A 26,456-nucleotide genomic window follows, 5' to 3' on the forward strand; every position below is an offset into this window, starting at 1 on the left:
TCCCGGCGAACCGGGAATGTTGGGGTTAAGGTGCGGGGTTGATCAGCATCTGCCCCACGGAGCCCCTGTCCATCATCTCCAGCGTCTGGCTGTGGAACAGGAACGGGAAGTGCGGCCACGAAGGCTGACCATAGTAGACAAGCAGTTCGACCTGACCGTCCACCCAGACGGTATCTTTCCAGCCGCGGTCTTCCGGGAACGGCATCGCACCGTTGACGTTGCGGATCAGGAATGCCACCCCTTCAATATGGAACGACTGCGGCATATCTGAACGGACCGTCCAGCGCTCCCAGGTGCCCTGCTGCGCGGTAATGTCGATGCGGTTGACGTCCCACAGCGCGCCGTTGATGCCCGGGTCGTCGCCCAGGCTGATATCACGGCTACGCACCGGCGAGCCGCTCATGATCTCCTGCGGCAGCAGGCGCATTGGCAGGCTATCGGTCACCAGCGGCAGCAGACCGGTCGGGCGCAGGGTCAGAACCAGAGTAGAGACAAGAATGCTCGACGGTTCAAAGAACCCGCGAATGCGGTCCACAATGCTGGCCGCTTCACCGCAGGTGACAGACACTTCATCCCCATTGGTCATATCAATGAGAACTTCGCGACGTTCGCCCGGCGAGAGCGCCAGCTGTTTGACGGAAACCGGCGCCGGTAAAAAGCCCTGGTCGCCGGAGATCACGTGCAGCGGACGGCCATCGCTCATTTGCAGCTGATAGCGGCGCGAGTTAGACGCGTTGAGCAGACGCAGGCGCACCCAGCCGCGCGAAACTTCCACATACGGGCTTTGCGCGCCGTTGACCAGCAGCGTATCGCCGACAAAGCCACCGCTGCCCGGCTCGCTGTATTCTGGCGTACCGAAATTATCCAGACGCTTGTCCTGGATGATAACCGGGAAGTCATCCACGCCGTAGTGGTTGGGGATCGGCAGGGATTTGCTGACCTCATCTTCCACCAGCCACATTCCGGCCAGGCCGTTATAAACCTGCTGCGCCGTGCGGTTAGGCGTGTTGGCGTGATACCACAGGGTGGCCGCGCTCTGGCGAATCGGCAGAACGGGCGCCCAGTCGGCGCTGGGTGACATCATTCGCGCCGCGCCGCCAATCAACGGGCCAGGCACCTGTAAGCCGCTGATGGTCATGGCGACATTTTCAGGGGTACGGTTACTGTAGATGAGCTTTACGTCATCGCCATTCCACACGCGTATGGTCGGCCCAAGGTAACGTCCGTTAATGCCCCAGACCGGCGCGCGCGTCCCCTGGGTAAAGGACCAGTGGCTACGCTGCAGCGTCAGGAAAAGCGGCTGACCGCGACGGGATTCAATTAATGGCGGAATGGGCAGCGGCTGCTGCTGCCCGGCGGCGCTGGCTGTCAGCGGCATCGCACCCGCACAAAGGGCGATCCCGGAAGCCTGAATAAACTGACGCCGACTGAGTGACATATAAGCTCCATCTGAAACGACTAACAACGCGGGAATTCGTTTTCCCTTCAACGCCGGATTAAATCTTACCGGCGGCTTCTCTCTCTGCGACTTCTTTGTCGAGCTGCGCAATATGCTGAGCCATCAGCTCACGGCAGTGCGCTGCCAGCTCGCGCACCTGGTCTTTACCGTATTTGCTGGTATCGACGGGTGGCAGCATTTCGACAATCACCAGCCCGTTATTCAGGCGGTTAAGATTAATCTTATTCGAAGTATTGGAAACGCACACAGGAATAATTGGAACACCTGCCGCAATTGCGGCATGAAACGCACCGGTTTTAAACGGCAGCAGGCCGCGGCCGCGGCTGCGCGTTCCTTCCGGGAACATCCAGATTGAGATTCTGCGCTTTTTAAAATGATTGACCACTTCCGCAATGGTGCTGTGCGCTTTCGCACGGTTGTTACGGTCGATCAGCAGGTTACCGGTCAGCCAGTACAGCTGGCCAAAAAACGGGATCCACAGCAGGCTTTTTTTCCCCACCGTCACGGTCGGTGGCAAAACGATATTTGCGGCGGTCACCATATCGTAATTGTTCTGATGGTTGGCGATATAGATAGCGTTACCGAAATTCTCCGCCCCTTCAGGCAGACGTTTTTCAACCTTCAGACCAAACAGCGGCGCAAGACGACCGAACATATGGCCGAAGGTGGCAACATGCTTCGGATTACGCGGACTGAACAAGCAATAGATGCAGCCGAAAATACAGACCAGAATGCAGTAGATAACGGTAAGAATAAGACGAACAATATATAGCATAGCGACCTCTGAAGCCCCAACAGCTGACAATTATACTTCACCTGTGGCCAGGTAAGGACTTTATTACGAGCGCGTATTGTTAATCGCAACGCACGAATTAACAACGATTTTACGGGAAATTTTATTGAAACTCCCCCTCCGGGCAGAGGGGGATATCACGACATTACTCTTCGCTGTCACCCGCAGCGCTGCGTGCAGGAGAGTCAATCTCCACGCGGTCGATGCGCTGCAGGCCGCGCATCAGCGAGCCGCGGCGACCGCGCTCACCCACCACTTTCTGCAGCTCTTCCGGACGCAGCTTGATCTTACGCTTGCCGACGTGAATGGTCAGCGTGCTCTGCGGCGGCAGGAGGAAGAGGTGCGCCAGGCCATCTTCGCCTTTCGCGGCTTCCGCCGACGGGATGTTGATGATCTTGTTGCCCTTGCCTTTCGACAGTTCCGGCAGATCGCTGACCGGGAACATCAGCATACGTCCGGCGGTGGTGATCGCCAGCAGCATGTCGCTTTCGTTCTCGATCACCAGCGGCGCCATCACGTGGGCGTTGTCCGGCAGGCTAATCAGCGCCTTACCGGCACGGTTACGGGAGACCAGATCGTTGAAGGTACAGATAAAGCCGTAGCCCGCATCGGACGCCAGGAGCAGCTTCTGGTCATCGGCTTCCATCAGCATATGGTCAACCGTCGCTCCCGGCGGCAGCGTCAGCTTGCCGGTGAGCGGCTCGCCCTGCCCGCGCGCGGAAGGCAGCGTAATCGGGTCGATGGCGTAGCTGCGGCCGGTGGAGTCGATAAACGCCACCGGCTGGTTGCTCTTGCCTTTCACCGCCGCTTTGAAGCTGTCGCCCGCTTTGTAGCTCAGGCCCGGCGCGTCGATATCGTGGCCTTTGGCGCTGCGCACCCAGCCGCTCTGCGACAGGACAATGGTGACCGGCTCGGACGGCTGCATGTCGTGCTCGTTCATCGCCTTCGCTTCTTCGCGCTCGTGCAGCGGAGAACGACGGTCGTCGCCGAAGGCGTCGGCATCGGCCTGCAGCTCTTTCTTCAGCAGGGTATTCATCTTGCGCTCGGACGCGAGGATCGCCTGCAGCTGATCGCGCTCTTTTTCCAGCTCGTTCTGCTCGCCGCGGATCTTCATCTCTTCCAGTTTGGCAAGATGGCGCAGCTTCAGTTCGAGGATCGCTTCGGCCTGGGTTTCGCTGATGCCAAAGCGCGACATCAGCGCCGGCTTCGGTTCGTCCTCGGTACGGATGATCTCAATCACTTCGTCGATATTGAGGAACGCCACCAGCAAACCTTCGAGGATATGCAGGCGCTTAAGCACTTTCTCCAGACGATGGTTCAGACGACGGCGGACCGTATCGCGGCGGAAGGTCAGCCATTCGGTGAGGATCTCCAGCAGGTTTTTCACCGCCGGGCGTCCGTCGAGGCCAATCATGTTCAGGTTGATGCGGTAGCTTTTTTCCAGATCGGTGGTGGCAAACAGGTGGTTCATCACCTGCTCCATGTCCACGCGATTGGAGCGCGGCACGATCACCAGACGGGTCGGGTTCTCGTGATCCGATTCATCGCGCAGGTCGTCCACCATCGGCAGCTTTTTATTGCGCATCTGTGAGGCGATCTGCTCCAGCACTTTGGCACCGGAAACCTGATGCGGCAGCGCGGTGATCACCACGGCGCCGTCCTCTTTATTCCACACCGCGCGCATACGCACGGAGCCGCGACCGTTCTGGTAGATTTTGCGGATTTCCGCGCGCGAGGTGATGATCTCGGCTTCGGTCGGGAAATCTGGCCCCTGCACGATATCCAGCAGCTCGTCGAGCGTCGCTTTCGGCTGCTCAATCAGGGTAATAGCGGCTTTCGCCACTTCACGCAGGTTGTGCGGCGGAATGTCCGTCGCCATACCGACCGCGATACCGGTGGTACCGTTCAGCAGGATGTTCGGCAGACGCGCAGGCAGCATCTTCGGCTCCTGCATCGTACCGTCGAAGTTCGGCACCCAGTCAACGGTTCCCTGACCCAGCTCGCCCAGCAGCACTTCGGCATATTTAGAGAGGCGGGATTCGGTATAACGCATCGCCGCGAAGGATTTCGGATCGTCCGGCGCCCCCCAGTTCCCCTGCCCGTCCACCAGCGGATAGCGGTAAGAGAACGGCTGCGCCATCAGCACCATCGCTTCATAACAGGCGCTGTCGCCGTGCGGATGGTATTTACCCAGTACGTCACCGACGGTACGGGCGGATTTCTTGAACTTGGCGGTGGCGTTCAGCCCCAGTTCGGACATCGCATACACGATGCGGCGCTGAACGGGCTTCAGGCCATCCCCGATAAACGGCAACGCCCTGTCCATGATGACGTACATGGAGTAGTTCAGGTAGGCGTTTTCCGTGAATTCATGTAGCGCGAGGCGCTCTGCCATATCGCTCATTACGTGTGATTCCTCAACTCAGAAACCGAAGGGTTTCAGGCAATATTGCCGCAGATACTACCTCATCTGATGAATTGAGTCACAAAGAAAAAGGGCCGCACAGGCGGCCCTTTTCGGGTTATTTGTTCAGCTTAATAACCTGCTTCACGTCGATTTCAAACTCGTTCCAGTCTTTATCGACTTTACCCTGCAGTTCAACTTTATCCTGCGGAGTGACGGTCACGCCGTTCCAGCGCTTGTGGTCAATCTCAACTACGACCGTGCCGGACTCATCGCGGAAGGTGTAGCGGTCATCGGACAGGCGCTCGGTGATGTTCCCGCGCAGCTTCACCCAGGCATCGTCCTTCAGGTCTTTCACTTTTGCCGCGGTGGTGAGGTTGGCGTTGTTATCGACAAAACCGCCCTGCTGAGTTTGCGTCTGGGTCTGTGTGGCCGATGGGCCAGTAAAACCGCCCTGAGCAGCAAAGACCGGCGCGGTGGTCATCATCATAATGGCAGCAATTGCAGCGAATTTTTTCATCTTCATCTCTCCCTTTAATGTCGTTTCGCAGTCCATTTAACAGGGTAATCCTTAACAACTTCTTAAGGGAAAAATTTATTTATTATTGCTGTACAGCAGGCGCTTACAGAGGGTTTACTGACGACATCAAGGAGGGAACATGCGCATTTTACTGGTAGAAGACGACAGGTTAATCGGCGACGGTATAAAGGCGGGGTTGAGCAAAATGGGCTTTAGCGTGGACTGGTTTACCGACGGTAAAACCGGCCAGGCCGCGCTGTCCTCTGCACCCTATGATGCCGTGGTGCTGGATCTGACGCTGCCGGAAATTGACGGTCTGGACATCCTGCGCGCGTGGCGCGAGAGCGGGCGCAGCGAGCCGGTACTGATTCTGACGGCGCGGGATGCGCTGAACCAGCGCGTCGAAGGGCTACGTCTTGGCGCGGATGATTATCTCTGTAAGCCGTTCGCGCTGATCGAAGTGGGTGCCCGCCTCGAAGCGCTGGTCCGCCGCAGCCACGGCCAGGCGAGTAGCGAGCTGCGTCACGGGAAGGTCACGCTCGATCCGAGCCGTCTCGTCGCCACGCTGGACGGTGAGACGCTGACGCTCAAGCCGAAAGAGTTCGCGCTGCTGGAGCTGTTAATGCGTAACGCCGGTCGGGTGCTGCCGCGAAAGCTGATCGAGGAAAAACTCTATACCTGGGACGACGACGTCTCCAGCAACGCCATCGAGGTTCACGTCCATTATTTGCGCCGCAAGCTTGGGAGCGAGTTTATCCGCACCGTGCACGGCATCGGCTACACCCTGGGTGACGCATGAAACTGAGCCTGAAGCTGCGCCTGACGCTTCTCTTTTTACTTCTGTCTCTGACGGCCTGGTTTGCCGCCAGCCTGGTTGCCTGGCAGCAGACGACCCACAAGCTCGACAAGCTGTTCGATACCCAGCAGATGCTGTTTGCAAAACGGCTGCTGACGATGGATCTGGACGAGATCCGCGCCCCCGAACGCATGCGCGAGATCCCGAAAAAAGTGAAGCACGGTCGTCTGGACGACGACGCGCTGGCTTTCGCCATTTACGCCGTCGACGGCAAAATGCTCCTCAACGACGGTGAAAACGGACGCGATATTCCGTACCACTATCACCGCGACGGGTTCGATAACGGGCAGCTGCAGGGCGACAACGACGAGTGGCGTTTTTTATGGCTAACCTCACCCGACGGGAAGTACCGCGTAGTGGTCGGCCAGGAGTGGGAGTACCGCCAGGAGATGGCGCTGGACGTGGTCAGCTCGCAGCTGACCCCCTGGCTGGTGGCGCTGCCCGTGATGTTGCTGCTGCTGATCGTCCTCCTGAGTCGGGAGCTGAAGCCGCTGAAAAAGCTGGCGCAGACCCTGCGCTCCCGCTCGCCGGATGCCACCGATAAACTGCCGACCGAGGGTGTCCCTACGGAAGTGCGCCCCCTGCTCGACGCGCTGAATCATCTCTTCGCGCGCACCCAGGAGATGATGACCCGCGAGCGCCGCTTTACGTCCGATGCCGCCCACGAGCTGCGCAGCCCGCTGGCGGCCCTGAAGGTGCAAACTGACGTGGCCCAGCTCTCTCATGACGATCCGCAGGCGCGGGAAAAAGCGCTGATGCAGCTGCATGCGGGTATCGACCGCGCCTCCCGGCTGGTGGATCAACTCCTCACGCTGTCGCGTCTGGACTCGCTGGATAACCTTGACGATGTCGAACCGATTCCCCTGGCCGACTTGCTGCAGTCGGCCGTGCTGGATATCTGGCATCCGGCGCAGCAGGCGGGCATTGATATTCGCCTGAACATCCATGCACCAGAGGTGACACGCACGGGCCAGCAGCTGCTCCTGAGCCTGCTGGTGCGCAACCTGCTGGATAACGCGATCCGCTACAGCCCGCGCGGCAGCGTGGTGGACGTAACGCTGGACGCGCGTGGCTTTACCGTGCGCGACAACGGCCCCGGCATTTCACCTGACGCGCTGACGCGCATCGGCGAGCGCTTTTATCGCCCACCGGGTCAGGATGCCACGGGCAGCGGGCTGGGGTTATCCATTGTAAAACGCATCGCCGCCCTGCACGGGATGCGCGTTTCGCTGGGCAATGCCCCTGAAGGCGGTTTTGAAGTGAAGGTCAGCTGGTAAGGGATTATTGCGTATAGCGCAAAAGACTTTGCACATTTTGCTCATTTTACCGCACCGTCCTCGCGCGTAGAATACTGGCCATACTCTCATCATCGAGGACAAATAATGAGCAATATCCTGATTATCAACGGTGCAAAAGAATTTGCGCACTCTAAAGGCCAGCTGAATGACACCCTGACCGAGGTCGCGGACGGTTTCCTGCGCGACGCCGGGCATGATGTTAAGGTCGTGCGCGCGGACAGCAACTACGACGTGAAGGCCGAAGTGCAGAACTTCCTGTGGGCTGACGTGGTGATCTGGCAGATGCCAGGCTGGTGGATGGGCGCGCCGTGGACCGTGAAAAAATACATGGACGACGTGTTCACCGAAGGTCACGGCTCACTGTATGCCAGCGATGGCCGCACCCGCTCTGACGCCTCCAAAAAATACGGCTCGGGCGGCCTGATTCAGGGCAAAAAATATATGCTCTCGCTGACCTGGAACGCACCGCTGGAAGCCTTCACCGATAAAGATCAGTTCTTCGAAGGCGTGGGCGTTGACGGCGCGTACCTGCCGTTCCACAAGGCTAACCAGTTCCTGGGCATGGATCCGCTGCCGACCTTTATCGTCAACGACGTGATTAAAATGCCTGACGTCCCGAGCTATATCGCAGAATATCGCAAGCATCTCGCGGAAATTTTTGCTTAACTGGTAGCCTGGAATTAAAGGAGTAGTAAACATGCTTACCGTAATCGCAGAAATCCGTACTCGTCCAGGTCAACATCACCGTCAGGCGGTGCTGGATCAGTTCGCGAAAATTATCCCGACCGTACTGAAAGAAGAAGGCTGCCACGGCTACGCGCCGATGGTGGATGCCGCCACTGACGCCAGCTTCCAGGCGACCGCGCCAGACTCGATCATCATGGTTGAGCAGTGGGAAACCGTCGCGCATCTTGAAGCGCACCTGCAGACCGCGCACATGAAAGCGTGGAGCGACGCGGTGAAGGGTGACGTGCTGGAAACCCACATCCGCATTCTGGAGCAAGGGGTTTAAGTTTCCCCTCCCCCGCCCTCTCCCGAAAGGAGAGGGAGAACAGATCCAGGCCCGGTGAGCGTCAGCGCTACCGGGCTTTGTTTTTAGGTGCTTTTCTTCCCCGGCTTTAACCCACGGTGTAACTCGTTGATGCGCTTCATCGACTTGATGGTGCGCTGCGGCTCGGTGGAGGCGACGGATAAAATGATCATCTCCAGACACAGCAGCACCGTGCCGTGGAGCGGGATTTTGCCTTTTTCGCCGCCGCGCGGAACGTGGATCACCACGCTGGCCTCCTTGCTGAAGCGTGAGTCTAGGGCGTTGGTCAGCAGGATGGTGGGAATGCCCAGACGTTTTGCTTCACGCAGCGTGGTTTGCCCCTCCCGGTGCGCGGATTTCTGCGCCATCATCACCAGCACGTCGCCGCGCTGAAGCGCAATCAGCTGCTCGGCAAGCCCTATTCCGGTACGGTTAAGCGGCGTGGCGGGTAACCCCATACGACTGAACAGCCTGGCGGTGTACTCGGCCAGAATGCCGGAGGCGCCAATGCCAAATATGGCGACCTGCCTCGCCTGCGCCAGCAGAGAAACCGCCTGGGCCATCGCGTAGCGGTTGTGGGGTTCGGATAACACCTCGCAGGTGTGCTGATGCCCCTCCAGCACGAAATCAATGCTCGCGTTGACGTCGCTGGCGAGCGTATTCACCGTGGTGGACATCTTTTCGCTGGAGGTGACCACCGGACCAAACCACTGCTCCAGCGTTTGCTTGAGATCGCGCAGCCCGGCGAAACCCAGCGCCTGAATGGCGCGGACTACCGTGGCATCCGACGTTTTCAACAGCGTCGCGATCTCCATTGCGGTCTGTTCCATCACCGCTTCGCGGTTGTCATGGATATAGCGTGCAACCTGCAGCAGACGCGGCGTCAGCTGATGCGCACGCGCGCGAAAGCGGTCACCATAGACATCCACGCGCCCTTTCTCTTTGCGGATCACCGTGACGCCTCCGGCAGCGGACGCCCGGCAATCTGCGACTGCACCTGCGCGGCCATCAGCCCTAACGAGGCGTACGAATTCGAGATGGCCTCTTCACGCGAGATCAGCACGTAATGCCCGGTTCTGCAGGCATTCAGGAACTGACACCAGCCCGGCATGACCGCATCCATCGCCGCCAGCTCGTCCTGCGGTTTACCGCCCGTATCCCCGCGCCAGGTGGCGAAGACGAAATCGGCATCCAGTTCCGGCAGGCGCTCGGCGCTGACGTCGATGCGCCCTCCGTCCGGGATGGACTCAATCAGCGGCGGGAAGGTGAACCCGGCGTCGCGCAGCACGCGGCCCAGCGAGTGGTAGCTGTGCATGGCGTTAATCTTTCCCTGATTCGCCTGAATCACGGACACGGTCACCTTGCGGGTATCAATAGCCGCCTTCAGGGCCTTAATCTGCTCCTGATAGCGCCGCTCCAGAACCTTGAGCCGCGCCTGCGTTCCCGTCAGCTGAGCCAGCTTGCGGTAGATCTCCGGCGCGCCGCCGTCGAGATGATCGATGCTCACCGTCGGGGCAATTTTCGCCAGCTGTTCCACCGGGGTGTTGCGGGTCGGCTCGGTAACGATCAGGTCAGGCTTTGCGGCGGCGATAGCTTCAATATCGATATCGGCCGTGCCGATAAATGTAATGTCGGAATTATCAAAGTCGACGCCGGTCAACATGCCGCTGGAGCGCAGAAAGTGGCTGCCGTCCGGCCGCGTGCGGCCATGGCTTGCCACCGGCGGCACGCCAAGCTCAATCAGCGGAATGGTGATATCCAGATCGTGTAAGGAAACAATCCGTTTCGGATGAACCGGTACCACCACTTTTCGGTTAAGATCGTCAGTAAACGTCTGCGTCGGCTCCGCCGCACCCACCGCGAACCCCACCAGCAACAGCATCGAAAACACTACGCGCATTTTAGTCCCCTAAAATCTGTCCCGACGCTGCCAGAGCAGCAGCAGGAAAAACGGTCCGCCAATCAGTGAAATCACAATTCCCGCCGGCAGCTGCAGCGGGAGGAACGCCAGACGTCCGACGTTATCCGCCAGCAGCACCAGCAGCGCGCCCAGCACGGCGCTTCCCGTCAGGAGCGCGGTTTGCCCACCGCGCAGCAGCAGGCGCGCCATATGCGGGGCAATCAGCCCCACGAAACCTATACTGCCCACGCACGAGACGCAGGCCGCCGTCAGCACCACCGGGGCGAGAACCCGCAGCAGCGCCAGCCGGGTTATGCGCACGCCAAGGCCCGCGGCGGCCTGATTGCCGAGCAACGCCACGTCCGCTGCCCGCGCGGTAAACAGCAGCAGCGCAAACGCGGGGGCAGCCCAGAGCGCGGCTAACCCCACCAGCGTCCAGTTTGCCGCATGCAGGCTTCCCGCCAGCCACAGCATCGCCGTCTGTACGTCGCGCACGTCGGCGGTGGTGATAAAGACGCCCATTGCGGCGGCAAACGCCCACGACACGCCGATGCCGATCAGGATGAACCGCGGGCGCGAGATATCGCGCGCCAGGCCGATAACCAGCAGCGCGGTAAGCAGCCCGCCGGCCATGCCGACCAGCGGACGCCAGGCCAGGCCCAGCGCCGGGAACTGAAAAATCAGCAGCAGTACCGCCGCGCTACAGCCCTCCTTCACGCCAATAAGCCCGGGATCGGCCAGACCATTGCGGGTGATGGACTGCATTGCCGCCCCCGCCATGCCGAGCATCGCGCCGCACAGCACCGCCATCAGCAGGCGCGGCAGGCGGATATCCATCACGATGTAGCGCGTCTCCGCCGTCAGGCTCTCAGGAGAAAACAGCGCGCGCCCGATGGCGGAGGTGGGAACAGGCAGAGATCCGTGCGTCAGGCCAAAGCCCAGCAGGCTTAACGCCACCAGCGCTAAAAGCGTCAGGCACGCCAGCGCCCTCGGGCGAACCAGCGCCGATAAACGGCCAATACGGATCGCGCGGAATCCGGCCCGGTTCATTTGAACATCCTCGACGCCATAAAGATGAATACGGGCGCGCCGACCAGGGCCGTCATGATGCCGGTTGCCAGCTCCCAGGGCGTAAACAGCGTGCGGGCGGCGATATCCGCCAGCAGCAGAACCAGCGCGCCACACAGGGCAGACAGCGGCACCATCACGCGTAAATCGACCGACACCAGACGGCGAATGAGCTGCGGCACGACCAGGCCGATAAAGCCAATCGGCCCGGCAATTGAGACGGCCGCGCCGCAGAGCAGCGCGATGGCCAGCAGGGCAAGCAGGCGGGTTTTCAGCAGCGACACGCCAAGCCCCTGCGCCATTCGGTCTCCCAGCGCCAGCATGTTGAGCGAGGGTGACAGCCCGATGGCGAGAACAAAACCGGCTGTTGCGGCCCACAGGGCGCTCCGGAGCGTCTGCACGTTGATCCCGGACAGGTCCCCTGCCAGCCAGGTGCGCATGGCGAGCAGCGTCTGTTCATCGAGGATTAACACCGCGGCGGTAATCGACGAGGCAAACGCCGACATCGCCACGCCGCACAGCGTGACCTTCATCGGCGTAAGCCCGGTGCGACCGGACGAGGAGAACATCAGCACCAGCAAAAACAGCGCGGCGGCACCGGCGGCGGCAACGAGCGGGCGACCAAACGGCAGCGACAGCCCAAGCGCGCTGGTAATCACGACCGCCAGCGCGGCCCCGGCGTTTAGCCCCAGAATATGCGGCTCGCCGAGCGGATTGCGGATCACGGACTGCAGCAGCACGCCCGCCACGCCGAGCGCGGCGCCCGTCACCATCGCGGCGCAGAGGCGCAGCAGTCTTAATTTGATAATGACGTTATGGTCGAAATTGCGCGGATCGAAATGGAAGAATGCCTCCACCACCGTCAGCGGGGCGATGAAGCGTGCGCCGATGCCCAGGTGCATAATCGCGCCCAGCGCCAGCAGCAAAGCGAAGATCGGGAAGGCCAGAGAGGAGCGCATCATGGCTGAACAGGGCCCTGGCGAAACGGCATAAAGAACGGCTTGCCGGTCAACGGGTTTATGGACATATGCACGTCCACATCAAACACCGCTTTAATCAGCTCCGGCGTACAGGCATCGCCCTCATGCAATACGCCTTCAACTTTCCCCTGGCGTAAAAAGACCAGCGAATCGCCGTAGTTTACGGCGAAGTTGAGATCGTGCAGCACCACCACGACGGTACGCCCGTGCCGGCGGGTCAGGGTGTGCAGCAGTTCCAGGATCTCCACCTGATAGCGGAGATCGAGAAACGTCGTGGGCTCGTCAAGCAGGATATACGGCGTTTGCTGCGCCAGCGCCATGGCGATCCAGCAGCGCTGACGCTGGCCGCCGGATAAGCTTTCCACCGGCATATGGGCAAACTCCGCCGTGCCGGTCAGGCGCAGGGCCTCTTCCACCGCCAGCTCGTCCTCGTCGCTCCACTGGCGCATAAAGTTCTGCCAGGGAAAACGCCCGCGCGAGACCAGCTCAAAGACGGTCAACCCTTCCGGGAGCAGCGGAGACTGCGGCAGGATACCCAGCTGGCGGGCGACGGCTTTGGTCGGCAGCGCGTGGATCGCCTTGCCGTCGAGAACTGCCGCGCCGCCAAGCGGCTGAAGCAAACGCGCAATGGTGCTCAGCAGCGTGGATTTTCCGCAGCCGTTCGCCCCTACCAGCACGGTCATTTTCTGCTGTGGGATCGCAAGGGAGATATCATCAACGATGATTTTTTTCTGATAGCCCGCAGAGAGGTTCTCCAGAACCAGTCCCGGTTTTTTTGTGTTGTGAGCCACGTGAATGCCAACGTAATAAAAAAGCGCAACAAATATAAATAAAAATCATTCTCTTTTGAGAGTTTGACGCTGCGTCATGTAGTAGTCAAGAGAAGAAACACCCTGATAAAACCAGGGATAGGCCTGAGGGAAAATGAACAAGGAATGACTTTAAAAAGCATTTAATTCAATAAATTAATAATCATCCCGCTGCGCTTATACGCCCGACTAAACGTTGTAGTCGATTTTTTCTTTTTTCCATTTACTACTACATTCGCGCATGATTGAATGATTCTCAATTACATGTCCGATGCCCACCGTGGCTAACGGACAGACCGTAAAGGGCAATGACTCACACATTTTTCCGCGAAACGTCATTCGCGGGATATTTCGGGATAACAGATGTAATGGCTACGTTCACACCTTCACTCTCTGGGGTAAAAGGGCGCGCGCTCTTTTCACTGCTGTTTATGGCGCCGCTGGTGCAGGCAGCAGATAACACCGCGGCTAAAGACGGCGAAACGCTTACCGTCACCGCCGATCCAAATACGACGGCGGAGGCCACGAATGGCTATCAGCCGTTGAATACCTCCACCGCGACGTTAACCAACATGCCGATGCTGGACATCCCGCAGGTGGTCAATACCGTCAGCGACAAAGTGCTTGCGGATCAGCATGCCACCACGCTGGATGAAGCGCTCTATAACGTCAGCAACGTGGTGCAGACCAACACCCTGGGCGGTACGCAGGATGCCTTCGTGCGCCGTGGGTTTGGCGCGAACCGCGACGGCTCGATCATGACCAACGGCCTGCGCACCGTGCTGCCGCGCAGCTTTAATGCCGCAACCGAGCGCGTGGAGGTGCTGAAAGGCCCGGCCTCGACGCTCTACGGCATTCTCGATCCGGGCGGCCTGATTAACGTCGTCACCAAACGTCCGGAGAAGACCTTCGGCGGTTCCCTCTCCGCTACCTCTTCCAGCTTTGGCGGCGGCACCGGACAGATCGATGTTACCGGCCCGATTGACGGCACGCGCCTGGCGTATCGCCTGACGGGCGAGTATCAGAACGAGGATTACTGGCGCAATTTCGGCAACGAACGCAGCACCTTTATCGCTCCGTCGCTGACCTGGTTTGGCGATGACGCCACCGTGACCGTGCTCTATTCGCATCGCGACTATAAAACGCCGTTCGATCGCGGAACGATCTTCGATCTCAACACCAAAAAGGCCGTCAACGTCGATCGTAAAACCCGCTTCGACGAACCGTTTAACGTGACCGACGGCCAGTCCGATCTCGCTCAGCTCAACGCGGAGTATCGCCTCAACAGCCAGTGGACCGCGAAGCTCGACTACAGCTACAGCCAGGATAAATACAGCGATAACCAGGCCCGCGTGATGGCCTACGATTCAAAAACCGGCAACCTGACCCGCCGCGTGGATGCGACCCAGGGCTCGACCCAGCGTATGCACACGACGCGCGCGGATCTGCAGGGAAACGTGGACATCGCGGGCTTTTACAATGAGATCCTGACCGGCGTGTCGTATGAGAATTACGATCTGCTGCGTACGGACATGATCCGCTGTAAGAACGTTAAGGATTTCAATATTTACAACCCGAGCTACGGCAGCCTCGGCAAGTGCACCACCGTCTCGGCATCCGACAGCGATCAAACCATTAAGCAGGAAAGCTACTCCGCCTACGCGCAGGACGCGCTGTACCTGACCGATAAGTGGATCGCCGTCGCCGGAATGCGCTATCAGTATTACACTCAGTACGCGGGGAAAGGCCGTCCGTTTAACGTGAACACCGACAGCCGCGACGACCAGTGGACGCCGAAGCTGGGTTTTGTGTATAAGCTCACCCCGGCGGTCTCGCTGTTTGCCAACTATTCCCAGACGTTTATGCCGCAGTCGTCCATTGCGAGCTACATTGGCGACCTGCCGCCGGAAACGTCAAATGCGTATGAAATTGGCGCTAAATTCGACCTGTTCGACGGCATTACCGCCAACATCGCGCTGTTTGATATCCACAAGCGCAACGTGCTGTACACCGAGAGCGTGGGTGATGAAACCGTCGCCAAAACAGCGGGCCGCGTGCGCTCTCAGGGCGTGGAGGTGGATCTTGCCGGCTCGCTGACCGAGAACACCAACATTATCGCCAGCTACGGCTATACCGACGCGAAGGTGCTGGAAGATCCGGACTATGCGGGCAAACCGCTGCCGAACGTGCCGCGCCATACCGGCTCCCTGTTCCTGACCTACGATATTCACAATGCGTTTGCCGGGAATACCCTGACGCTGGGCGGCGGCGGGCACGGCGTAAGCCGTCGTTCCGCAACCAACGGTGCGGATTATTATCTGCCGGGCTATTTCGTGGCGGACGCGTTTGCGGCGTACAAGATGAAGCTACAGTATCCGGTGACGCTGCAGGTGAACGTGAAAAATCTGTTTGATAAGACCTACTACACGTCGTCGATTGCGACCAACAACCTGGGCAACCAGATTGGCGATCCGCGCGAAGTGCAGTTTACGGTGAAGATGGAGTTTTGATGTAAAAAAGCCCGGTGGCGCTAACGCTTACCGGGCCTACGATCCATTCCCTCTCCCGGCGGGAGAGGGTTAGGGTGAGGGCATCAGGCCTCAATATCCGCCATATCGCCTTTCTCCTGCAGCCAGTTACGTCGGTCTTCCGAACGTTTCTTGGCAAGGAGCATATCCATCATGGCGTTGGTTTGCTGCTCGTCTTCATCGCTGATCGTCAGCTGCACCAGACGGCGCGTGTTCGGATCCAGCGTCGTTTCGCGAAGCTGCATCGGGTTCATTTCGCCCAGCCCTTTAAAGCGCTGCACGTTCGGTTTGCCCTTCTTGCGCTTCAGCTGTTCCAGCACGCCCGCTTTCTCTTCTTCCGTCAGCGCGTAGTAAACCTCTTTGCCGAGGTCGATACGGTACAGCGGCGGCAGCGCCACGTGGACGTGACCGTTTTTCACCAGCGTTTTGAAGTGCTTCACGAACAGCGCGCACAGCAGCGTGGCGATGTGCAGACCATCGGAGTCCGCATCCGCGAGGATACAGATCTTGCCGTAGCGCAGCTGGCTCAGATCGTCGCTGTCCGGATCGATGCCGATCGCCACCGAAATATCGTGCACTTCCTGCGAGGCCAGCACTTCATCAGAAGAGACTTCCCAGGTGTTCAGGATCTTACCCTTGAGCGGCATGATCGCCTGATATTCACGATCGCGCGCCTGCTTGGCCGATCCGCCCGCCGAGTCCCCTTCCACGAGGAACAGCTCGGTACGGTTGAGATCCTGCGCAGTACAGTCCGCCAGCTTGCCCGGCAGCGCAGGGCCGCTGGTCAGCTTTTTACGCACAACTTTCTTCGCGGCACGCAAACGACGCTGGGCGCTGGAAATGGCCATTTCGGCCAGCATCTCTGCCGCCTGAACGTTCTGGTTCAGCCACAGGGTAAACGCATCTTTCACCACGCCGGAGACGAACGCCGCGCACTGACGTGACGACAGGCGCTCTTTGGTCTGACCGGCAAACTGCGGATCCTGCATCTTCACGGAGAGCACGTAGGCGCAGCGATCCCAGATATCTTCCGCCGACAGCTTCACGCCGCGCGGCAGGATGTTGCGGTATTCGCAGAACTCACGCATCGCGTCCAGCAGCCCCTGACGCAGGCCGTTGACGTGCGTACCGCCGAGCATGGTTGGGATCAGGTTGACGTAGCTTTCGGTCAGCAGCTCGCCGCCTTCCGGCAGCCACAGCAGCGCCCAGTCCACGGCTTCGGTATCGCCGCTAAAGTTACCGACAAACGGTTTTTCCGGCAGCGTCGGCAGTCCGTTTACCGCTTCGCACAGGTAGTCGTTCAGACCGTCGGCGTAGCACCAGGTTTGTGCGGTATTGTTAACGTGATCGGTAAAGGTGATTTCCACGCCCGGACACAGCACCGCTTTGGCTTTCAGCAGGTGCGTCAGGCGAGAAACGGAAAAACGCGGGCTGTCGAAGAAGCTTTCGTCAGGCCAGAAGTGGACGCTGGTGCCGGTGTTGCGTTTGCCGCACGTGCCGACAACCTGCAGATCCTGCACCTTATCGCCGTTTTCAAACGCGATGTTATAGACCTGGCCGTCGCGGCGGACGTTCACTTCCACGCGTTTGGATAGGGCGTTCACCACGGAAATGCCCACGCCGTGCAGACCACCGGAGAACTGGTAGTTCTTGTTGGAGAACTTACCGCCCGCGTGCAGACGACAGAGGATCAGCTCAACGGCAGGCACGCCCTCTTCCGGATGGATATCCACCGGCATGCCGCGCCCGTCGTCGATGACTTCCAGCGACTGATCGGCGTGCAGAATGACGTCAACGCGTTTGGCATGGCCCGCCAGCGCTTCGTCCACACTGTTATCAATAACTTCCTGGCCCAGATGGTTTGGGCGCGTCGTATCGGTGTACATCCCCGGGCGGCGGCGAACCGGCTCAAGCCCGGTGAGGACCTCAATGGCATCAGCGTTATAGGTTTGCGTCATGATTTAAACTAGCAATTCGCATTGATTGTCAGTGGCTGTGCAGTCCAAGAAAATCGACAATCTGGGTGAAATGATTCTCAAAGCCCGTGAAAGCATGGTTTCCGCCCTCTTCTATAGTCTGGCGGCAGGAGGCGTAATACGCCACTGCCTGGCGGTAATCCAGCACTTCATCACCCGTCTGTTGCAGCAGCCAGATGAGATCCGGTGCCTCAAGCGGGTCGACCTGCATAACTTTGAGATCGTAAATATGGCGTGACTCTAGCACATATTGTTGCCCGGTGTAGGGGTTCTCGTTTTCGCCAAGAAAGTCCCTCAGCAGCTCAAATGGCCGTACCGCCGGATTAACCACAACGGCGGGCAGCATGAAGCATTGTGAGAGCCAGGTGGCGTAGTACCCGCCCAGGGATGAACCGACCACACCGAAGGTTTCGCCGCCGTGTGCAAGCACAATAGATTCCAGCATCTCCGCGGCCTCTGCCGGGTAAGGCGGCAGCTGCGGGATAATCATCTCAACGTCGGGGTGATGCTCGCTCAGCCACTGGCGAAACTGTGTCGCTTTTGCAGAGCGCGGCGAGCTGTTGAATCCGTGCAGATAAAGGAGCGTAGACATCAATAGCCTTCTGAAGCGGTATCCGGGCGGAATTTTGCACCGGTCAAACGGCAGACTTCCGTGGTCAGCGTGCCGTCGGCATGCAGTTCCAGCCAGCGCCAGCCTGGCGCGATGGTATCCAGCGTAAAGTTGGCGCAGTGCGGCTTAAACTGAACGCAGGTCGACGGCGTCGCCAGCATGCGGCGCCCGTTCCAGTCGAGATCCTGTTCCTGATGAATATGTCCACACAGCAGATTTTTCACCCGCGGGAACTTCGCCAGCACGCGATCCAGCGCCGCGGAGTTGCGCAGGCTGTGCTGATCGAGCCAGCTGCAGCCCGCCGGCAGAGGATGATGATGAAGCAACAGCAGCGTGTGACGTTCAGGTTCAGCAGCCAGTTTGGTCTCAAGCCAGTCGAGCTGAAACTCGCTTAACTCACCGTGCGGGACGCCAAACACCTGGCTATCGAGCAGCAGGATCTGCCACTGTTCACCCGCAAAAACACATTTCGCCGGAGAAATTCCCGCATCCTGAAGAGAGCTGTACATGGCGGGCTGGAAGTCATGGTTTCCTGGCAGCCAGACGCAAGGCACGCTAAAGCTCGCGATGCCTTCAGCAAAATGCTGGTAGGCCGCGGAGGACTGATCCTGCGCCAGATCGCCCGTTGCGACAATCAGATCGCATGCACGGTTTTCAGCGTGAATGGCGCTAAGTACCGCCTGATAACTCTCCCAGGTGTTGACCCCCAGTAGCGTTTCATGCTTTTCGGCAAAAAGGTGGGTATCGGTGATTTGTAATATCCTGACTGGCGCCCCACCAGCAACAGTCAGGTTCAACAGGCTTTCCAAATGGTGTCCTTAGGTAGGTTTATGACGCTAACAAACCGGAATCGCCATTGCTCCATGTGCTAAACAATATCTTAGCCAGTCGGCTAAAAACTGGTTAATTTGATGCTTTTCGTCGCGTTGATGCAACTTTTTATTCGGGTAATCATACCGCGCCTTGAAGCGAAAGATCTGCTGGCTTGAACACACTTCAGCGACCATCGCGTCGTGATAGAGACGCACCGTCATCGACGGCAGGCTCCAGTAGCTAATGCTGGGTGCCGTTTGCTCAATCTCCACCAGCGTAGTGTAGCGCGTTGATTCTGTTATCGTTAACCGATACTGCGCGTTGCTCACCTGATAGCTTACCGTTTCGCCGGGTGCGTCGTTTCGCGGCAGCAGGCGGCGCAACTGTGCGAAATTGGTTTCGCACAGGCGCATCATTTCTGGGAAGTCAGGTGTATAGCGCTTCATTTTTTCCACTCGTTTCGTAATGTCTGATAATGCAGCTGCAGCCATTGCAGGGCGATGACAGACGCTGCGTTGTCGATTTTCCCCTCTTCTACCCACTGATAAGCCTGTTCCCGGCTCACCACATGAACCCGAATATCTTCGTTTTCATCTGCCAGACCGTGGATCCCTTCCGCCGTCGTGGCGTCCACTTCGCCCACCATTATGGACAAGCGCTCGCTGGTACCGCCCGGGCTTGCCAGATAGCTCAGCACCGGTTTTGTACGGCCCACCACCAGTCCGGCCTCTTCCAGCGCCTCGCGACGGGCGACGTCTTCAACAGACTCACCTTCTTCGATCATCCCGGCCACCATCTCCAGCAGCCACGGGCTCTCACTGACGTCATAAGCGGCGATGCGGATCTGCTCCACCAGCACAACTTCGTCACGCACTGGGTCAAAGGGTAGCAAGACTGCCGCATGCCCGCGCTCAAAAATTTCGCGTCTGATTTCGCCGCTCATTTCCCCGTTAAACAGGCGATGCCTGAAACGGTAAAGATCCATTGAAAAAAAACCGCTATAAAGCGTTTCTCGTGCAATAATTTCTACATCGTTTTTGGCGAATGTCACGGGCAACTTTTCTGGTTTTTGCATGAGTCGAGTCCTGGTAGCAATGGTGATGAAATTGTGAATTTCAAGGCTGTTTGGCTGCCGTTTGTAAGGCTATATGGTAGATTGGTGCAAATTACCGCCAGATGGCACGTTACGCCAACCTTTTGGTATGGAAGATTCTGTTAGAATCGGCAATTATTTTTTAATTAGATCAGCGCTAATACTGCTTCACAACAAGGAATGCAAATGAAGAAATTGCTCCCCATCCTTATCGGCCTGAGCCTGACGGGCTTCAGTGCAATGAGCCAGGCGGAAAACCTGTTACAGGTCTACCAGCAGGCACGTCTGGGCAACCCTGATTTACGTAAATCAGCGGCCGATCGTGATGCTGCGTTTGAAAAGATTAACGAAGCGCGTAGCCCCTTGCTGCCACAGTTAGGTTTAGGTGCAGATTATACCTACAGCAACGGTTTCCGCGACGCTAACGGCGTAAACTCCAATGCTACCAGCGCCTCACTGCAATTGACACAGACGCTGTTTGATATGTCCAAATGGCGCGCCCTGACCCTGCAGGAAAAGAGCGCGGGTATCCAGGATGTGACCTATCAGACCGACCAGCAGACGCTGATCCTGAACACCGCCACGGCGTACTTCAACGTGCTGAGCGCGATTGACGCACTCTCCTACACCGAAGCGCAGAAACAGGCGATTTACCGCCAGTTAGATCAAACTACCCAGCGTTTCAACGTGGGCCTGGTCGCGATCACCGACGTGCAGAACGCCCGTTCACAGTACGACACCGTGCTGGCTAACGAAGTGACCGCGCGTAACAACCTCGACAACGCGCTGGAATCCCTGCGTCAGGTCACCGGGAATTACTATCCTGAGCTGGCGTCGCTGAACGTGGACAGCTTTAAAACGGATAAACCGCAGGCCGTTAACGCCCTGCTGAAAGAGGCGGAAAACCGCAACCTGAGTTTGCTGCAGGCGCGTCTGAGCCAGGACCTGGCCCGCGAGCAAATTCGTCAGGCGCAGGACGGCCATCTGCCAACCCTGAGCCTGAGCGCGTCTACCGGTGTTTCTGATACGACCTATAGCGGCTCTAAAACCAATACGTCCCAGTATGACGACAGCAATATGGGTCAGAATAAAGTGGGTCTGAGCTTCTCCCTGCCGCTGTATCAGGGCGGTCAGGTCAACTCTCAGGTGAAACAGGCGCAGTACAACTTTGTTGGCGCGAGCGAGCAGCTGGAAAGCGCCCACCGCAACGTGGTGCAGACCGTGCGTTCCTCCTTCAACAACGTGAACGCCTCGATCAGCAGCATCAACGCCTATAAACAGGCCGTTGTGTCTGCGCAGAGCTCTCTGGATGCGATGGAAGCGGGCTACTCGGTCGGTACACGTACTATCGTGGACGTGCTCGACGCGACCACCACGCTGTACAACGCGAAACAGCAGCTTTCCAGCGCGCGTTACCAGTACCTGATTAACCAGCTGAACATCAAACAGGCTCTGGGTACGCTGAACGAGCAAGATCTGCAGATGCTGAACAGCGCGCTGGGCAAACCGGTCTCCACCTCTCCGGACAGCGTTGCGCCGGAGAACCCGGAGCAGGTTGCCGCGGTTGATAACTTCAACGCTAACAGCAACACCCCTGCGGCACAGCCGGCCGCTGCGCGTACCACTACATCCGCCAGCAAAGGCAATAATCCGTTCCGTAACTAAGAGTGTTATCAGGCCCACTGCGGCCTGATGCCCTCCACCCCGCCCCTCTCCCACAGGGAAAGGGGCGCATCTGAATCACATCCGAACGTAAGCCAACGTAAAGATCCCCCTGATTCCGCCCCTCTTCGCTTCATTTTCAACCACTCATCCTCTATCCTGAGCGTTATTACCACTGGGTCCTGGAAGACAAACATGAAACGGACAAAATCCATAAATCACGCTTCGTTCCGCAAGAGCTGGAACGCGCGTCACCTCACCCCTGTTGCGCTGGCGGTCACGGCTGTCTTTATGCTGGCAGGCTGTGAGAAAAATGACGAAACGGTTTCGCTGTATCAAAACGCAGACGACTGCTCCGCCGCAACCGGCAAAGCCGCCGAATGTAAAACGGCTTACACCAGCGCTCTGAAAGAAGCGGAACGTACTGCGCCGAAATATGCCTCACGCGAAGACTGCGTGGCGGAGTTTGGTGAAGGTCAGTGCCAGCAGGCACCGGCTCAGGCAGGCACCGCACCTGAAAATCAGGCGCAGGCTCAGTCCAGCGGCAGCTTCTGGATGCCGCTGATGGCAGGCTACATGATGGGTCGTCTGATGGGCGGCGGTGCGGGCTACCAGCAGCAGCCGCTGTTTAGCTCGAAAAACCCGGCCAGCCCGGCTTACGGTCAATATACCGATGCCAGCGGCAAAGGCTACGGCGCAGCGACCCCTGGCCGCACCGTGAACGTTCCGAAAACGGCGATGGCGCCGAAGCCTGCGACCACCAGCACCATCACCCGCGGCGGGTTTGGTGAATCTGTGGCGAAGCAGACCAGCATGCAGCGTAGTGCGACAGGCACCTCCTCTACTCGCTCAATGGGCGGCTGATCATGGAACGAGTCAGTATCACCGAGCGCCCGGACTGGCGCGAAAAAGCCACCGAGTACGGTTTTAACTTCCACACCATGTACGGCGAGCCGTACTGGTGTGAAGACGCCTATTACAAGCTCACGCTGGCTCAGGTGGAAAAACTGGAAGAGGTGACGGCCGAGCTGCACCAGATGTGCCTGAAGGTCGTGGAAAAGGTCATCGACAGCGACGAGCTGATGGCAAAGTTCCGCATTCCGAAGCACACATGGGGCTTTGTGCGCCAGTCGTGGAAAACGAATCAGCCTTCGCTTTACTCTCGCCTGGATCTGGCGTGGGACGGCAAAGGTGAACCGAAGCTTCTGGAAAACAACGCCGATACGCCAACCTCTCTGTATGAAGCGGCGTTCTTCCAGTGGATCTGGCTGGAAGACCAGGCCAATGCCGGAAACCTGCCGGAAGGCAGCGACCAGTTTAACAGCCTGCAGGAAAAGCTGATTGAGCGTTTTGCCGAGCTGCGTGAACAGCATGGCTTTAACCTGCTCCATCTCGCCTGCTGCCGCGACACGGAAGAAGACCGTGGCACGGTTCAATATCTGCAGGACTGCGCCGCCGAAGCGGAAGTAGCGACCGAGTTCCTCTATATCGAGGATATCGGCTTGGGTGAAAAAGGTCAGTTTACGGATATGCAGGACCAGGTGATAAGCAACCTGTTCAAGCTCTACCCGTGGGAATACATGCTGCGCGAGATGTTCTCCACCAAGCTGGAAGATGCTGGCGTACGCTGGCTGGAGCCGGCCTGGAAGAGCATCATCTCTAACAAAGCCCTGCTGCCGATGCTCTGGGAGATGTTCCCGAACCACCCGAACCTGCTGCCAGCCTATTTTGCGGAAGATGATTACCCGCAAATGGAAAAATACGTTGTTAAGCCGATCTTCTCCCGCGAAGGCGCAAACGTCTCGATTATCGAAAACGGCAAGACGCTGGAAGCGGTTGAAGGGCCATACGGCGAAGAAGGGATGATCGTCCAGGAGTTCTATCAACTCCCGAAATTTGGCGACAGTTATACCCTGATTGGCAGCTGGCTCATCAACGATCAACCGGCCGGGATTGGCATTCGCGAAGATCGCGCGCTGATCACGCAGGATCTGTCACGGTTTTATCCGCACATTTTTGTCGAATAGGCCGCAGCCTGATGCCCTCACCCCGCCCCTCTCCCACAGGGAGAGGGTGCAAACACTAAAAACGGCAACCTGAGGTTGCCGTTTTGCTTTTATTATCCCACCTGCACCGACAGCATACTCAGACTGCCCATCTCAATACCGTCGACCGGGATCGTCACCGGTTCCTGACCATCCCACGCGCCAAGAACGTACAGCAGCGGCAGGAAGTGTTCCGGCGTCGGGTTAGAGAGCGAACCGCCATCATGATCCAGATAGTTCACCAGCGGATGCTCCTCAAGCGGGCCTTGCCAGGTCAGGTTCGCTTTGACGTAGTCGTTAAAAGAGGTTGCCCACGGGTACGGCGTGTTCTCACCGTGCCAGCGTGCGGTACGCAGGTTATGCACCACGTTGCCGCTCGCCACCAGCATGATGCCTTCATCACGCAGGGTTGCCAGCTTGCGCCCCACCTCCAGATGCCAGGCCGCCGGTTTAGTGCTGTCGATGCTCAACTGCACCATCGGGATATCCGCGTCAGGATACATTTTAATCAGCACGCCCCAGGAGCCATGGTCAAAGCCCCAGGCTTCTTTATCCAGCGTCACAGGGACAGGTGCCAGCAACTCTACCAGCTTTTGCGCCAGCTCAGGCGAGCCGGGGGCCGGATAATGCGTGTCGTACAGCGCCTGCGGGAAGCCGCCAAAATCATGAATGGTTTTTGGCGCTTCCATGGCGGTCACGCCGGTCCCACGGGTAAACCAGTGTGCAGACACCACCACGATCGCTTTCGGACGCGGCAACGTCTCGCCAAGATGACGCCAGTCGCGGGTATAGACGTTGTCTTCCAGAACGTTCATAGGGCTACCGTGACCTAAAAACAGGGCTGGCATACGGGAAGAAGTCATGGTGATATCCTTACAGAAGGTGTCAATTTAATGGTGCTACATTACGCGCAATCCGGCAAAGATGAACGCAGATAAGCGTGAAGATCATCATCAGGAAATTTGAATGTAAGGAATGTGTAAAGCCGGGTTTTCACCCTCGCTTTGCCAGAAATGAATCATTTATATTAATGAGAATGATTATCATAAGGAGCAATGCATGTCAGTCCCCTTGATCCTGACCATACTGGCGGGCGCCGCGACCTTTATCGGTGCGCTCCTCGGCGTGCTCGGCCAAAAGCCCTCTAACCGCGTACTGGCCTTTTCACTGGGCTTTGCTGCCGGGATCATGCTGCTCATCTCCCTGATGGAGATGCTGCCTGCCGCGTTGGGCACAGAAGGCATGTCTCCGCTGCTGGGCTACGGCATGTTTGTCTTTGGCCTGCTGGGATACTTTGCCCTCGATCGGATGCTACCACACGCGCATCCGCAGGATTTAATGCAGAAAAACGTGACGCCCATGCCGCGCAATATCAAGCGTACCGCCGTGCTGTTAACGCTTGGCATCAGTCTGCACAACTTCCCGGAAGGGGTCGCTACCTACGTGACGGCCAGCAGCAATCTTGAGATGGGCTTTGGCATCGCGCTGGCGGTCGCCTTACACAATATTCCTGAAGGACTGGCCGTCGCCGGCCCCGTGTATGCCGCAACGGGATCGAAACGCACCGCGGTGTTCTGGGCGGGGATTTCCGGGATGGCCGAAATCCTTGGCGGCGTACTGGCCTGGCTGATCCTCGGTAGTCTGGTCTCTCCGGTAGTGATGGCGGCGATTATGGCCGCGGTAGCCGGGATCATGGTTGCGCTTTCGGTGGATGAACTGATGCCGCTGGCGAAGGAGATCGATCCTAACAACAACCCCAGCTATGGCGTGCTGTGTGGAATGTCGGTGATGGGATTAAGTCTGGTTCTCCTGCAGACCGCAGGAATCGGGTAAAAAAAACGCCGGGATATCCCGGCGTTTTTATTTTCAGCTGGCTTTGCGCTCGTGCGCCTGGCGATACTCAACCAGATCTTCAATCGTGACCACCGGCATGTTGTGCAGGCGGGCAAAGGTGATGCACTCCGGCGCGCGCGCCATGGTGCCGTCATCGTTGGTCAGTTCGCACAGCACACCAGCAGGTTTGAAGCCAGCCAGCGTCACCAGGTCGATCGTCGCTTCGGTGTGACCACCGCGGGTCAACACGCCGCCCGCCTGCGCACGCAGTGGGAAGACGTGGCCTGGACGGTGCAGATCGGATGGCTTCGCACCATCAGCAATCGCTGCACGTACGGTGGTCAGACGGTCAGCCGCAGACACACCTGTGGTCACGCCATGCGCCGCTTCAATGGTCACGGTAAAACCGGTACCAAAGGCGCTGGTGTTGTTTTCGACCATCATCGGCAGATCGAGCTGCTTACGACGATCTTCATTAATACACAGGCATACGATGCCGCTGCCGTGACGGATGGTCAGCGCCATCTGTTCAACGGTCATGTTTTCGGCGGAGAAAATCATGTCGCCTTCGTTTTCACGGTTTTCATCGTCAAGCACCATCACACCGCGGCCTTCGCGCAGTGCATCCAGTGCATGTTCAACACGTTGAGTTGAAGTGCCAAAAGAGGAAAGTAGCGTCTGATTCATGGTAAAAAAACCTCATTAACATTATGGTTACCAGAATCAGGGCAGTCTTAGGAGCGCCGTATAAGCGGCAAAAAGATAACGTGAGCGGGCCC

25 protein-coding genes are annotated in these 26,456 nt (G+C 58.2%); 9 read left to right on the forward strand and 16 right to left on the reverse strand.

Translation table 11 applies throughout. From position 1 onward, the window contains the following. Positions 1-25: 25 nt before the first annotated feature. The 4 genes from ftsP to USF70_RS12250 all read right to left on the reverse strand — a co-directional run bounded on the left by ftsP (position 26) and on the right by USF70_RS12250 (position 5,176). Positions 26-1,438 carry a cell division protein FtsP gene (ftsP, locus tag USF70_RS12235; protein ID WP_033146650.1) on the reverse strand — a complete coding sequence of 471 codons (1,413 nt, stop codon included), beginning with the start codon at positions 1,436-1,438 and terminating at the stop codon, positions 26-28. 58 nt (positions 1,439-1,496) lie between these two features. After that, positions 1,497-2,234, reverse strand: coding sequence for a 1-acylglycerol-3-phosphate O-acyltransferase (plsC, locus tag USF70_RS12240; RefSeq protein WP_023333413.1), 738 nt, complete (start codon positions 2,232-2,234; stop codon positions 1,497-1,499). A gap of 163 nt (positions 2,235-2,397) precedes the next feature. Beyond that, positions 2,398-4,656 carry a DNA topoisomerase IV subunit A gene (gene parC / locus USF70_RS12245; RefSeq protein ID WP_032659942.1) on the reverse strand — a complete coding sequence of 753 codons (2,259 nt, stop codon included), beginning with the start codon at positions 4,654-4,656 and terminating at the stop codon, positions 2,398-2,400. A 118-nt stretch (positions 4,657-4,774) separates the two neighbouring features. Then, entirely contained in the window at positions 4,775-5,176 is a 402-nt protein-coding gene (locus USF70_RS12250) for a YgiW/YdeI family stress tolerance OB fold protein (RefSeq protein ID WP_023309189.1), read from the reverse strand. Between the two features lie 139 nt (positions 5,177-5,315). Between USF70_RS12250 and qseB the strand changes: the two genes are divergently transcribed. The 4 genes from qseB (at position 5,316) to USF70_RS12270 (ending at position 8,342) form a co-directional block, all read left to right on the forward strand. Beyond that, positions 5,316-5,975: a quorum sensing response regulator transcription factor QseB gene (gene qseB, locus USF70_RS12255; protein ID WP_320735665.1), complete on the forward strand. Its 660-nt coding sequence runs from the start codon at positions 5,316-5,318 to the stop codon at positions 5,973-5,975. Then, complete coding sequence (qseC, locus tag USF70_RS12260; RefSeq protein ID WP_320735666.1) at positions 5,972-7,309, forward strand: quorum sensing histidine kinase QseC; 1,338 nt, start codon at positions 5,972-5,974, stop codon at positions 7,307-7,309. The genes qseB and qseC overlap by 4 nt, the downstream gene beginning before the upstream one ends. A 105-nt stretch (positions 7,310-7,414) precedes the next feature. Then, complete coding sequence (locus USF70_RS12265; protein ID WP_023333418.1) at positions 7,415-7,996, forward strand: NAD(P)H-dependent oxidoreductase; 582 nt, start codon at positions 7,415-7,417, stop codon at positions 7,994-7,996. 31 nt (positions 7,997-8,027) lie between these two features. Then, on the forward strand, positions 8,028-8,342 hold the full coding sequence (locus tag USF70_RS12270; RefSeq protein ID WP_008502984.1) for a putative quinol monooxygenase: 315 nt from the start codon (positions 8,028-8,030) through the stop codon (positions 8,340-8,342). Between the two features lie 83 nt (positions 8,343-8,425). Here USF70_RS12270 and USF70_RS12275 read toward each other — a convergent pair whose 3' ends face one another. The 5 genes from USF70_RS12275 to USF70_RS12295 are packed head-to-tail and all read right to left on the reverse strand — an operon-like array spanning position 8,426 to position 13,099. Next, positions 8,426-9,313 carry a MurR/RpiR family transcriptional regulator gene (locus tag USF70_RS12275; protein WP_033146656.1) on the reverse strand — a complete coding sequence of 296 codons (888 nt, stop codon included), beginning with the start codon at positions 9,311-9,313 and terminating at the stop codon, positions 8,426-8,428. Continuing rightward, positions 9,310-10,260: an iron-siderophore ABC transporter substrate-binding protein gene (locus USF70_RS12280; protein ID WP_096151025.1), complete on the reverse strand. Its 951-nt coding sequence runs from the start codon at positions 10,258-10,260 to the stop codon at positions 9,310-9,312. The genes USF70_RS12275 and USF70_RS12280 overlap by 4 nt, the downstream gene beginning before the upstream one ends. 9 nt (positions 10,261-10,269) lie before the next feature. Beyond that, a complete protein-coding gene (locus USF70_RS12285; protein WP_143346484.1) occupies positions 10,270-11,310 on the reverse strand; it encodes a FecCD family ABC transporter permease in 1,041 nt (346 codons plus the stop codon). Continuing rightward, positions 11,307-12,290: an iron ABC transporter permease gene (locus USF70_RS12290; protein WP_320735667.1), complete on the reverse strand. Its 984-nt coding sequence runs from the start codon at positions 12,288-12,290 to the stop codon at positions 11,307-11,309. Before USF70_RS12290 ends, USF70_RS12285 begins: the two co-directional genes overlap by 4 nt. Next, on the reverse strand, positions 12,287-13,099 hold the full coding sequence (locus USF70_RS12295) for an ABC transporter ATP-binding protein (RefSeq protein ID WP_047060367.1): 813 nt from the start codon (positions 13,097-13,099) through the stop codon (positions 12,287-12,289). Before USF70_RS12295 ends, USF70_RS12290 begins: the two co-directional genes overlap by 4 nt. Before the next feature lie 386 nt (positions 13,100-13,485). Between USF70_RS12295 and USF70_RS12300 the strand changes: the two genes are divergently transcribed. Beyond that, positions 13,486-15,627, forward strand: a complete 2,142-nt coding sequence (locus USF70_RS12300; RefSeq protein ID WP_320735668.1) for a TonB-dependent siderophore receptor — start codon at positions 13,486-13,488, stop codon at positions 15,625-15,627. Between the two features lie 83 nt (positions 15,628-15,710). Here the strand turns inward: USF70_RS12300 and parE are convergent, their stop codons facing one another. Genes parE through nudF form a run of 5 tightly spaced genes read right to left on the reverse strand, consistent with a single transcriptional unit; the run spans position 15,711 to position 20,119 of the window. Beyond that, the gene (gene parE, locus USF70_RS12305) at positions 15,711-17,603 is read right to left on the reverse strand and encodes a DNA topoisomerase IV subunit B (protein WP_029740698.1); all 1,893 of its coding nucleotides are present in this window, start codon (positions 17,601-17,603) and stop codon (positions 15,711-15,713) included. 28 nt (positions 17,604-17,631) lie between these two features. Beyond that, positions 17,632-18,213, reverse strand: a complete 582-nt coding sequence (yqiA, locus tag USF70_RS12310) for an esterase YqiA (protein WP_008502976.1) — start codon at positions 18,211-18,213, stop codon at positions 17,632-17,634. Continuing rightward, positions 18,213-19,040: a 3',5'-cyclic-AMP phosphodiesterase gene (cpdA, locus tag USF70_RS12315; protein ID WP_024906493.1), complete on the reverse strand. Its 828-nt coding sequence runs from the start codon at positions 19,038-19,040 to the stop codon at positions 18,213-18,215. The genes yqiA and cpdA overlap by 1 nt, the downstream gene beginning before the upstream one ends. 27 nt (positions 19,041-19,067) lie before the next feature. Beyond that, on the reverse strand, positions 19,068-19,490 hold the full coding sequence (locus USF70_RS12320) for a DUF1249 family protein (protein ID WP_003862516.1): 423 nt from the start codon (positions 19,488-19,490) through the stop codon (positions 19,068-19,070). After that, a complete protein-coding gene (gene nudF / locus USF70_RS12325) occupies positions 19,487-20,119 on the reverse strand; it encodes an ADP-ribose diphosphatase (protein WP_023333429.1) in 633 nt (210 codons plus the stop codon). Before nudF ends, USF70_RS12320 begins: the two co-directional genes overlap by 4 nt. A 204-nt stretch (positions 20,120-20,323) precedes the next feature. Between nudF and tolC the strand changes: the two genes are divergently transcribed. The 3 genes from tolC (at position 20,324) to USF70_RS12340 (ending at position 23,826) form a co-directional block, all read left to right on the forward strand. Continuing rightward, positions 20,324-21,802 (forward strand): outer membrane channel protein TolC, encoded by a 1,479-nt coding sequence (gene tolC, locus USF70_RS12330; RefSeq protein ID WP_032659905.1) that lies wholly within the window; start codon positions 20,324-20,326, stop codon positions 21,800-21,802. 192 nt (positions 21,803-21,994) lie between these two features. Continuing rightward, a complete protein-coding gene (locus USF70_RS12335) occupies positions 21,995-22,663 on the forward strand; it encodes a DUF1190 family protein (RefSeq protein ID WP_029740695.1) in 669 nt (222 codons plus the stop codon). Positions 22,664-22,665: 2 nt separating this feature from the next. Then, positions 22,666-23,826 (forward strand): glutathionylspermidine synthase family protein, encoded by a 1,161-nt coding sequence (locus USF70_RS12340; RefSeq protein ID WP_029740694.1) that lies wholly within the window; start codon positions 22,666-22,668, stop codon positions 23,824-23,826. A 92-nt stretch (positions 23,827-23,918) separates the two neighbouring features. Here the strand turns inward: USF70_RS12340 and ygiD are convergent, their stop codons facing one another. Then, positions 23,919-24,707 (reverse strand): 4,5-DOPA dioxygenase extradiol, encoded by a 789-nt coding sequence (gene ygiD / locus USF70_RS12345; protein ID WP_320735669.1) that lies wholly within the window; start codon positions 24,705-24,707, stop codon positions 23,919-23,921. A gap of 196 nt (positions 24,708-24,903) precedes the next feature. On the opposite strand from ygiD, the gene zupT reads away from it, so the two are divergent. Next, positions 24,904-25,677 (forward strand): zinc transporter ZupT, encoded by a 774-nt coding sequence (zupT, locus tag USF70_RS12350; RefSeq protein WP_033146665.1) that lies wholly within the window; start codon positions 24,904-24,906, stop codon positions 25,675-25,677. A gap of 33 nt (positions 25,678-25,710) precedes the next feature. On the opposite strand, the gene ribB is transcribed toward zupT, so the two are convergent. Next, positions 25,711-26,364: a 3,4-dihydroxy-2-butanone-4-phosphate synthase gene (gene ribB, locus USF70_RS12355; RefSeq protein WP_232938730.1), complete on the reverse strand. Its 654-nt coding sequence runs from the start codon at positions 26,362-26,364 to the stop codon at positions 25,711-25,713. Positions 26,365-26,456 lie beyond the last annotated feature (92 nt).

It is taken from the genome of Enterobacter sp. 237C8 (assembly GCF_034106865.1).
GTDB classification, from domain to species: domain Bacteria; phylum Pseudomonadota; class Gammaproteobacteria; order Enterobacterales; family Enterobacteriaceae; genus Enterobacter; species Enterobacter asburiae_B.

Coding starts and splice junctions, on each gene's coding strand:
- USF70_RS12300 (WP_320735668.1), top strand. CDS start 13,486: ATGGCTACGTTCACACCTTCACTCTCTGGGGTAAAAGGGCGCGCGCTC.
- parE (WP_029740698.1), bottom strand. CDS start 17,603: ATGACGCAAACCTATAACGCTGATGCCATTGAGGTCCTCACCGGGCTT.
- USF70_RS12340 (WP_029740694.1), top strand. CDS start 22,666: ATGGAACGAGTCAGTATCACCGAGCGCCCGGACTGGCGCGAAAAAGCC.
- tolC (WP_032659905.1), top strand. CDS start 20,324: ATGAAGAAATTGCTCCCCATCCTTATCGGCCTGAGCCTGACGGGCTTC.
- ygiD (WP_320735669.1), bottom strand. CDS start 24,707: ATGACTTCTTCCCGTATGCCAGCCCTGTTTTTAGGTCACGGTAGCCCT.
- zupT (WP_033146665.1), top strand. CDS start 24,904: ATGTCAGTCCCCTTGATCCTGACCATACTGGCGGGCGCCGCGACCTTT.
- yqiA (WP_008502976.1), bottom strand. CDS start 18,213: ATGTCTACGCTCCTTTATCTGCACGGATTCAACAGCTCGCCGCGCTCT.
- USF70_RS12285 (WP_143346484.1), bottom strand. CDS start 11,310: ATGAACCGGGCCGGATTCCGCGCGATCCGTATTGGCCGTTTATCGGCG.
- USF70_RS12280 (WP_096151025.1), bottom strand. CDS start 10,260: ATGCGCGTAGTGTTTTCGATGCTGTTGCTGGTGGGGTTCGCGGTGGGT.
- USF70_RS12320 (WP_003862516.1), bottom strand. CDS start 19,490: ATGAAGCGCTATACACCTGACTTCCCAGAAATGATGCGCCTGTGCGAA.
- nudF (WP_023333429.1), bottom strand. CDS start 20,119: ATGCAAAAACCAGAAAAGTTGCCCGTGACATTCGCCAAAAACGATGTA.
- qseB (WP_320735665.1), top strand. CDS start 5,316: ATGCGCATTTTACTGGTAGAAGACGACAGGTTAATCGGCGACGGTATA.
- parC (WP_032659942.1), bottom strand. CDS start 4,656: ATGAGCGATATGGCAGAGCGCCTCGCGCTACATGAATTCACGGAAAAC.
- USF70_RS12270 (WP_008502984.1), top strand. CDS start 8,028: ATGCTTACCGTAATCGCAGAAATCCGTACTCGTCCAGGTCAACATCAC.
- USF70_RS12250 (WP_023309189.1), bottom strand. CDS start 5,176: ATGAAAAAATTCGCTGCAATTGCTGCCATTATGATGATGACCACCGCG.
- ribB (WP_232938730.1), bottom strand. CDS start 26,364: ATGAATCAGACGCTACTTTCCTCTTTTGGCACTTCAACTCAACGTGTT.
- USF70_RS12290 (WP_320735667.1), bottom strand. CDS start 12,290: ATGATGCGCTCCTCTCTGGCCTTCCCGATCTTCGCTTTGCTGCTGGCG.
- qseC (WP_320735666.1), top strand. CDS start 5,972: ATGAAACTGAGCCTGAAGCTGCGCCTGACGCTTCTCTTTTTACTTCTG.
- plsC (WP_023333413.1), bottom strand. CDS start 2,234: ATGCTATATATTGTTCGTCTTATTCTTACCGTTATCTACTGCATTCTG.
- ftsP (WP_033146650.1), bottom strand. CDS start 1,438: ATGTCACTCAGTCGGCGTCAGTTTATTCAGGCTTCCGGGATCGCCCTT.
- USF70_RS12335 (WP_029740695.1), top strand. CDS start 21,995: ATGAAACGGACAAAATCCATAAATCACGCTTCGTTCCGCAAGAGCTGG.
- USF70_RS12265 (WP_023333418.1), top strand. CDS start 7,415: ATGAGCAATATCCTGATTATCAACGGTGCAAAAGAATTTGCGCACTCT.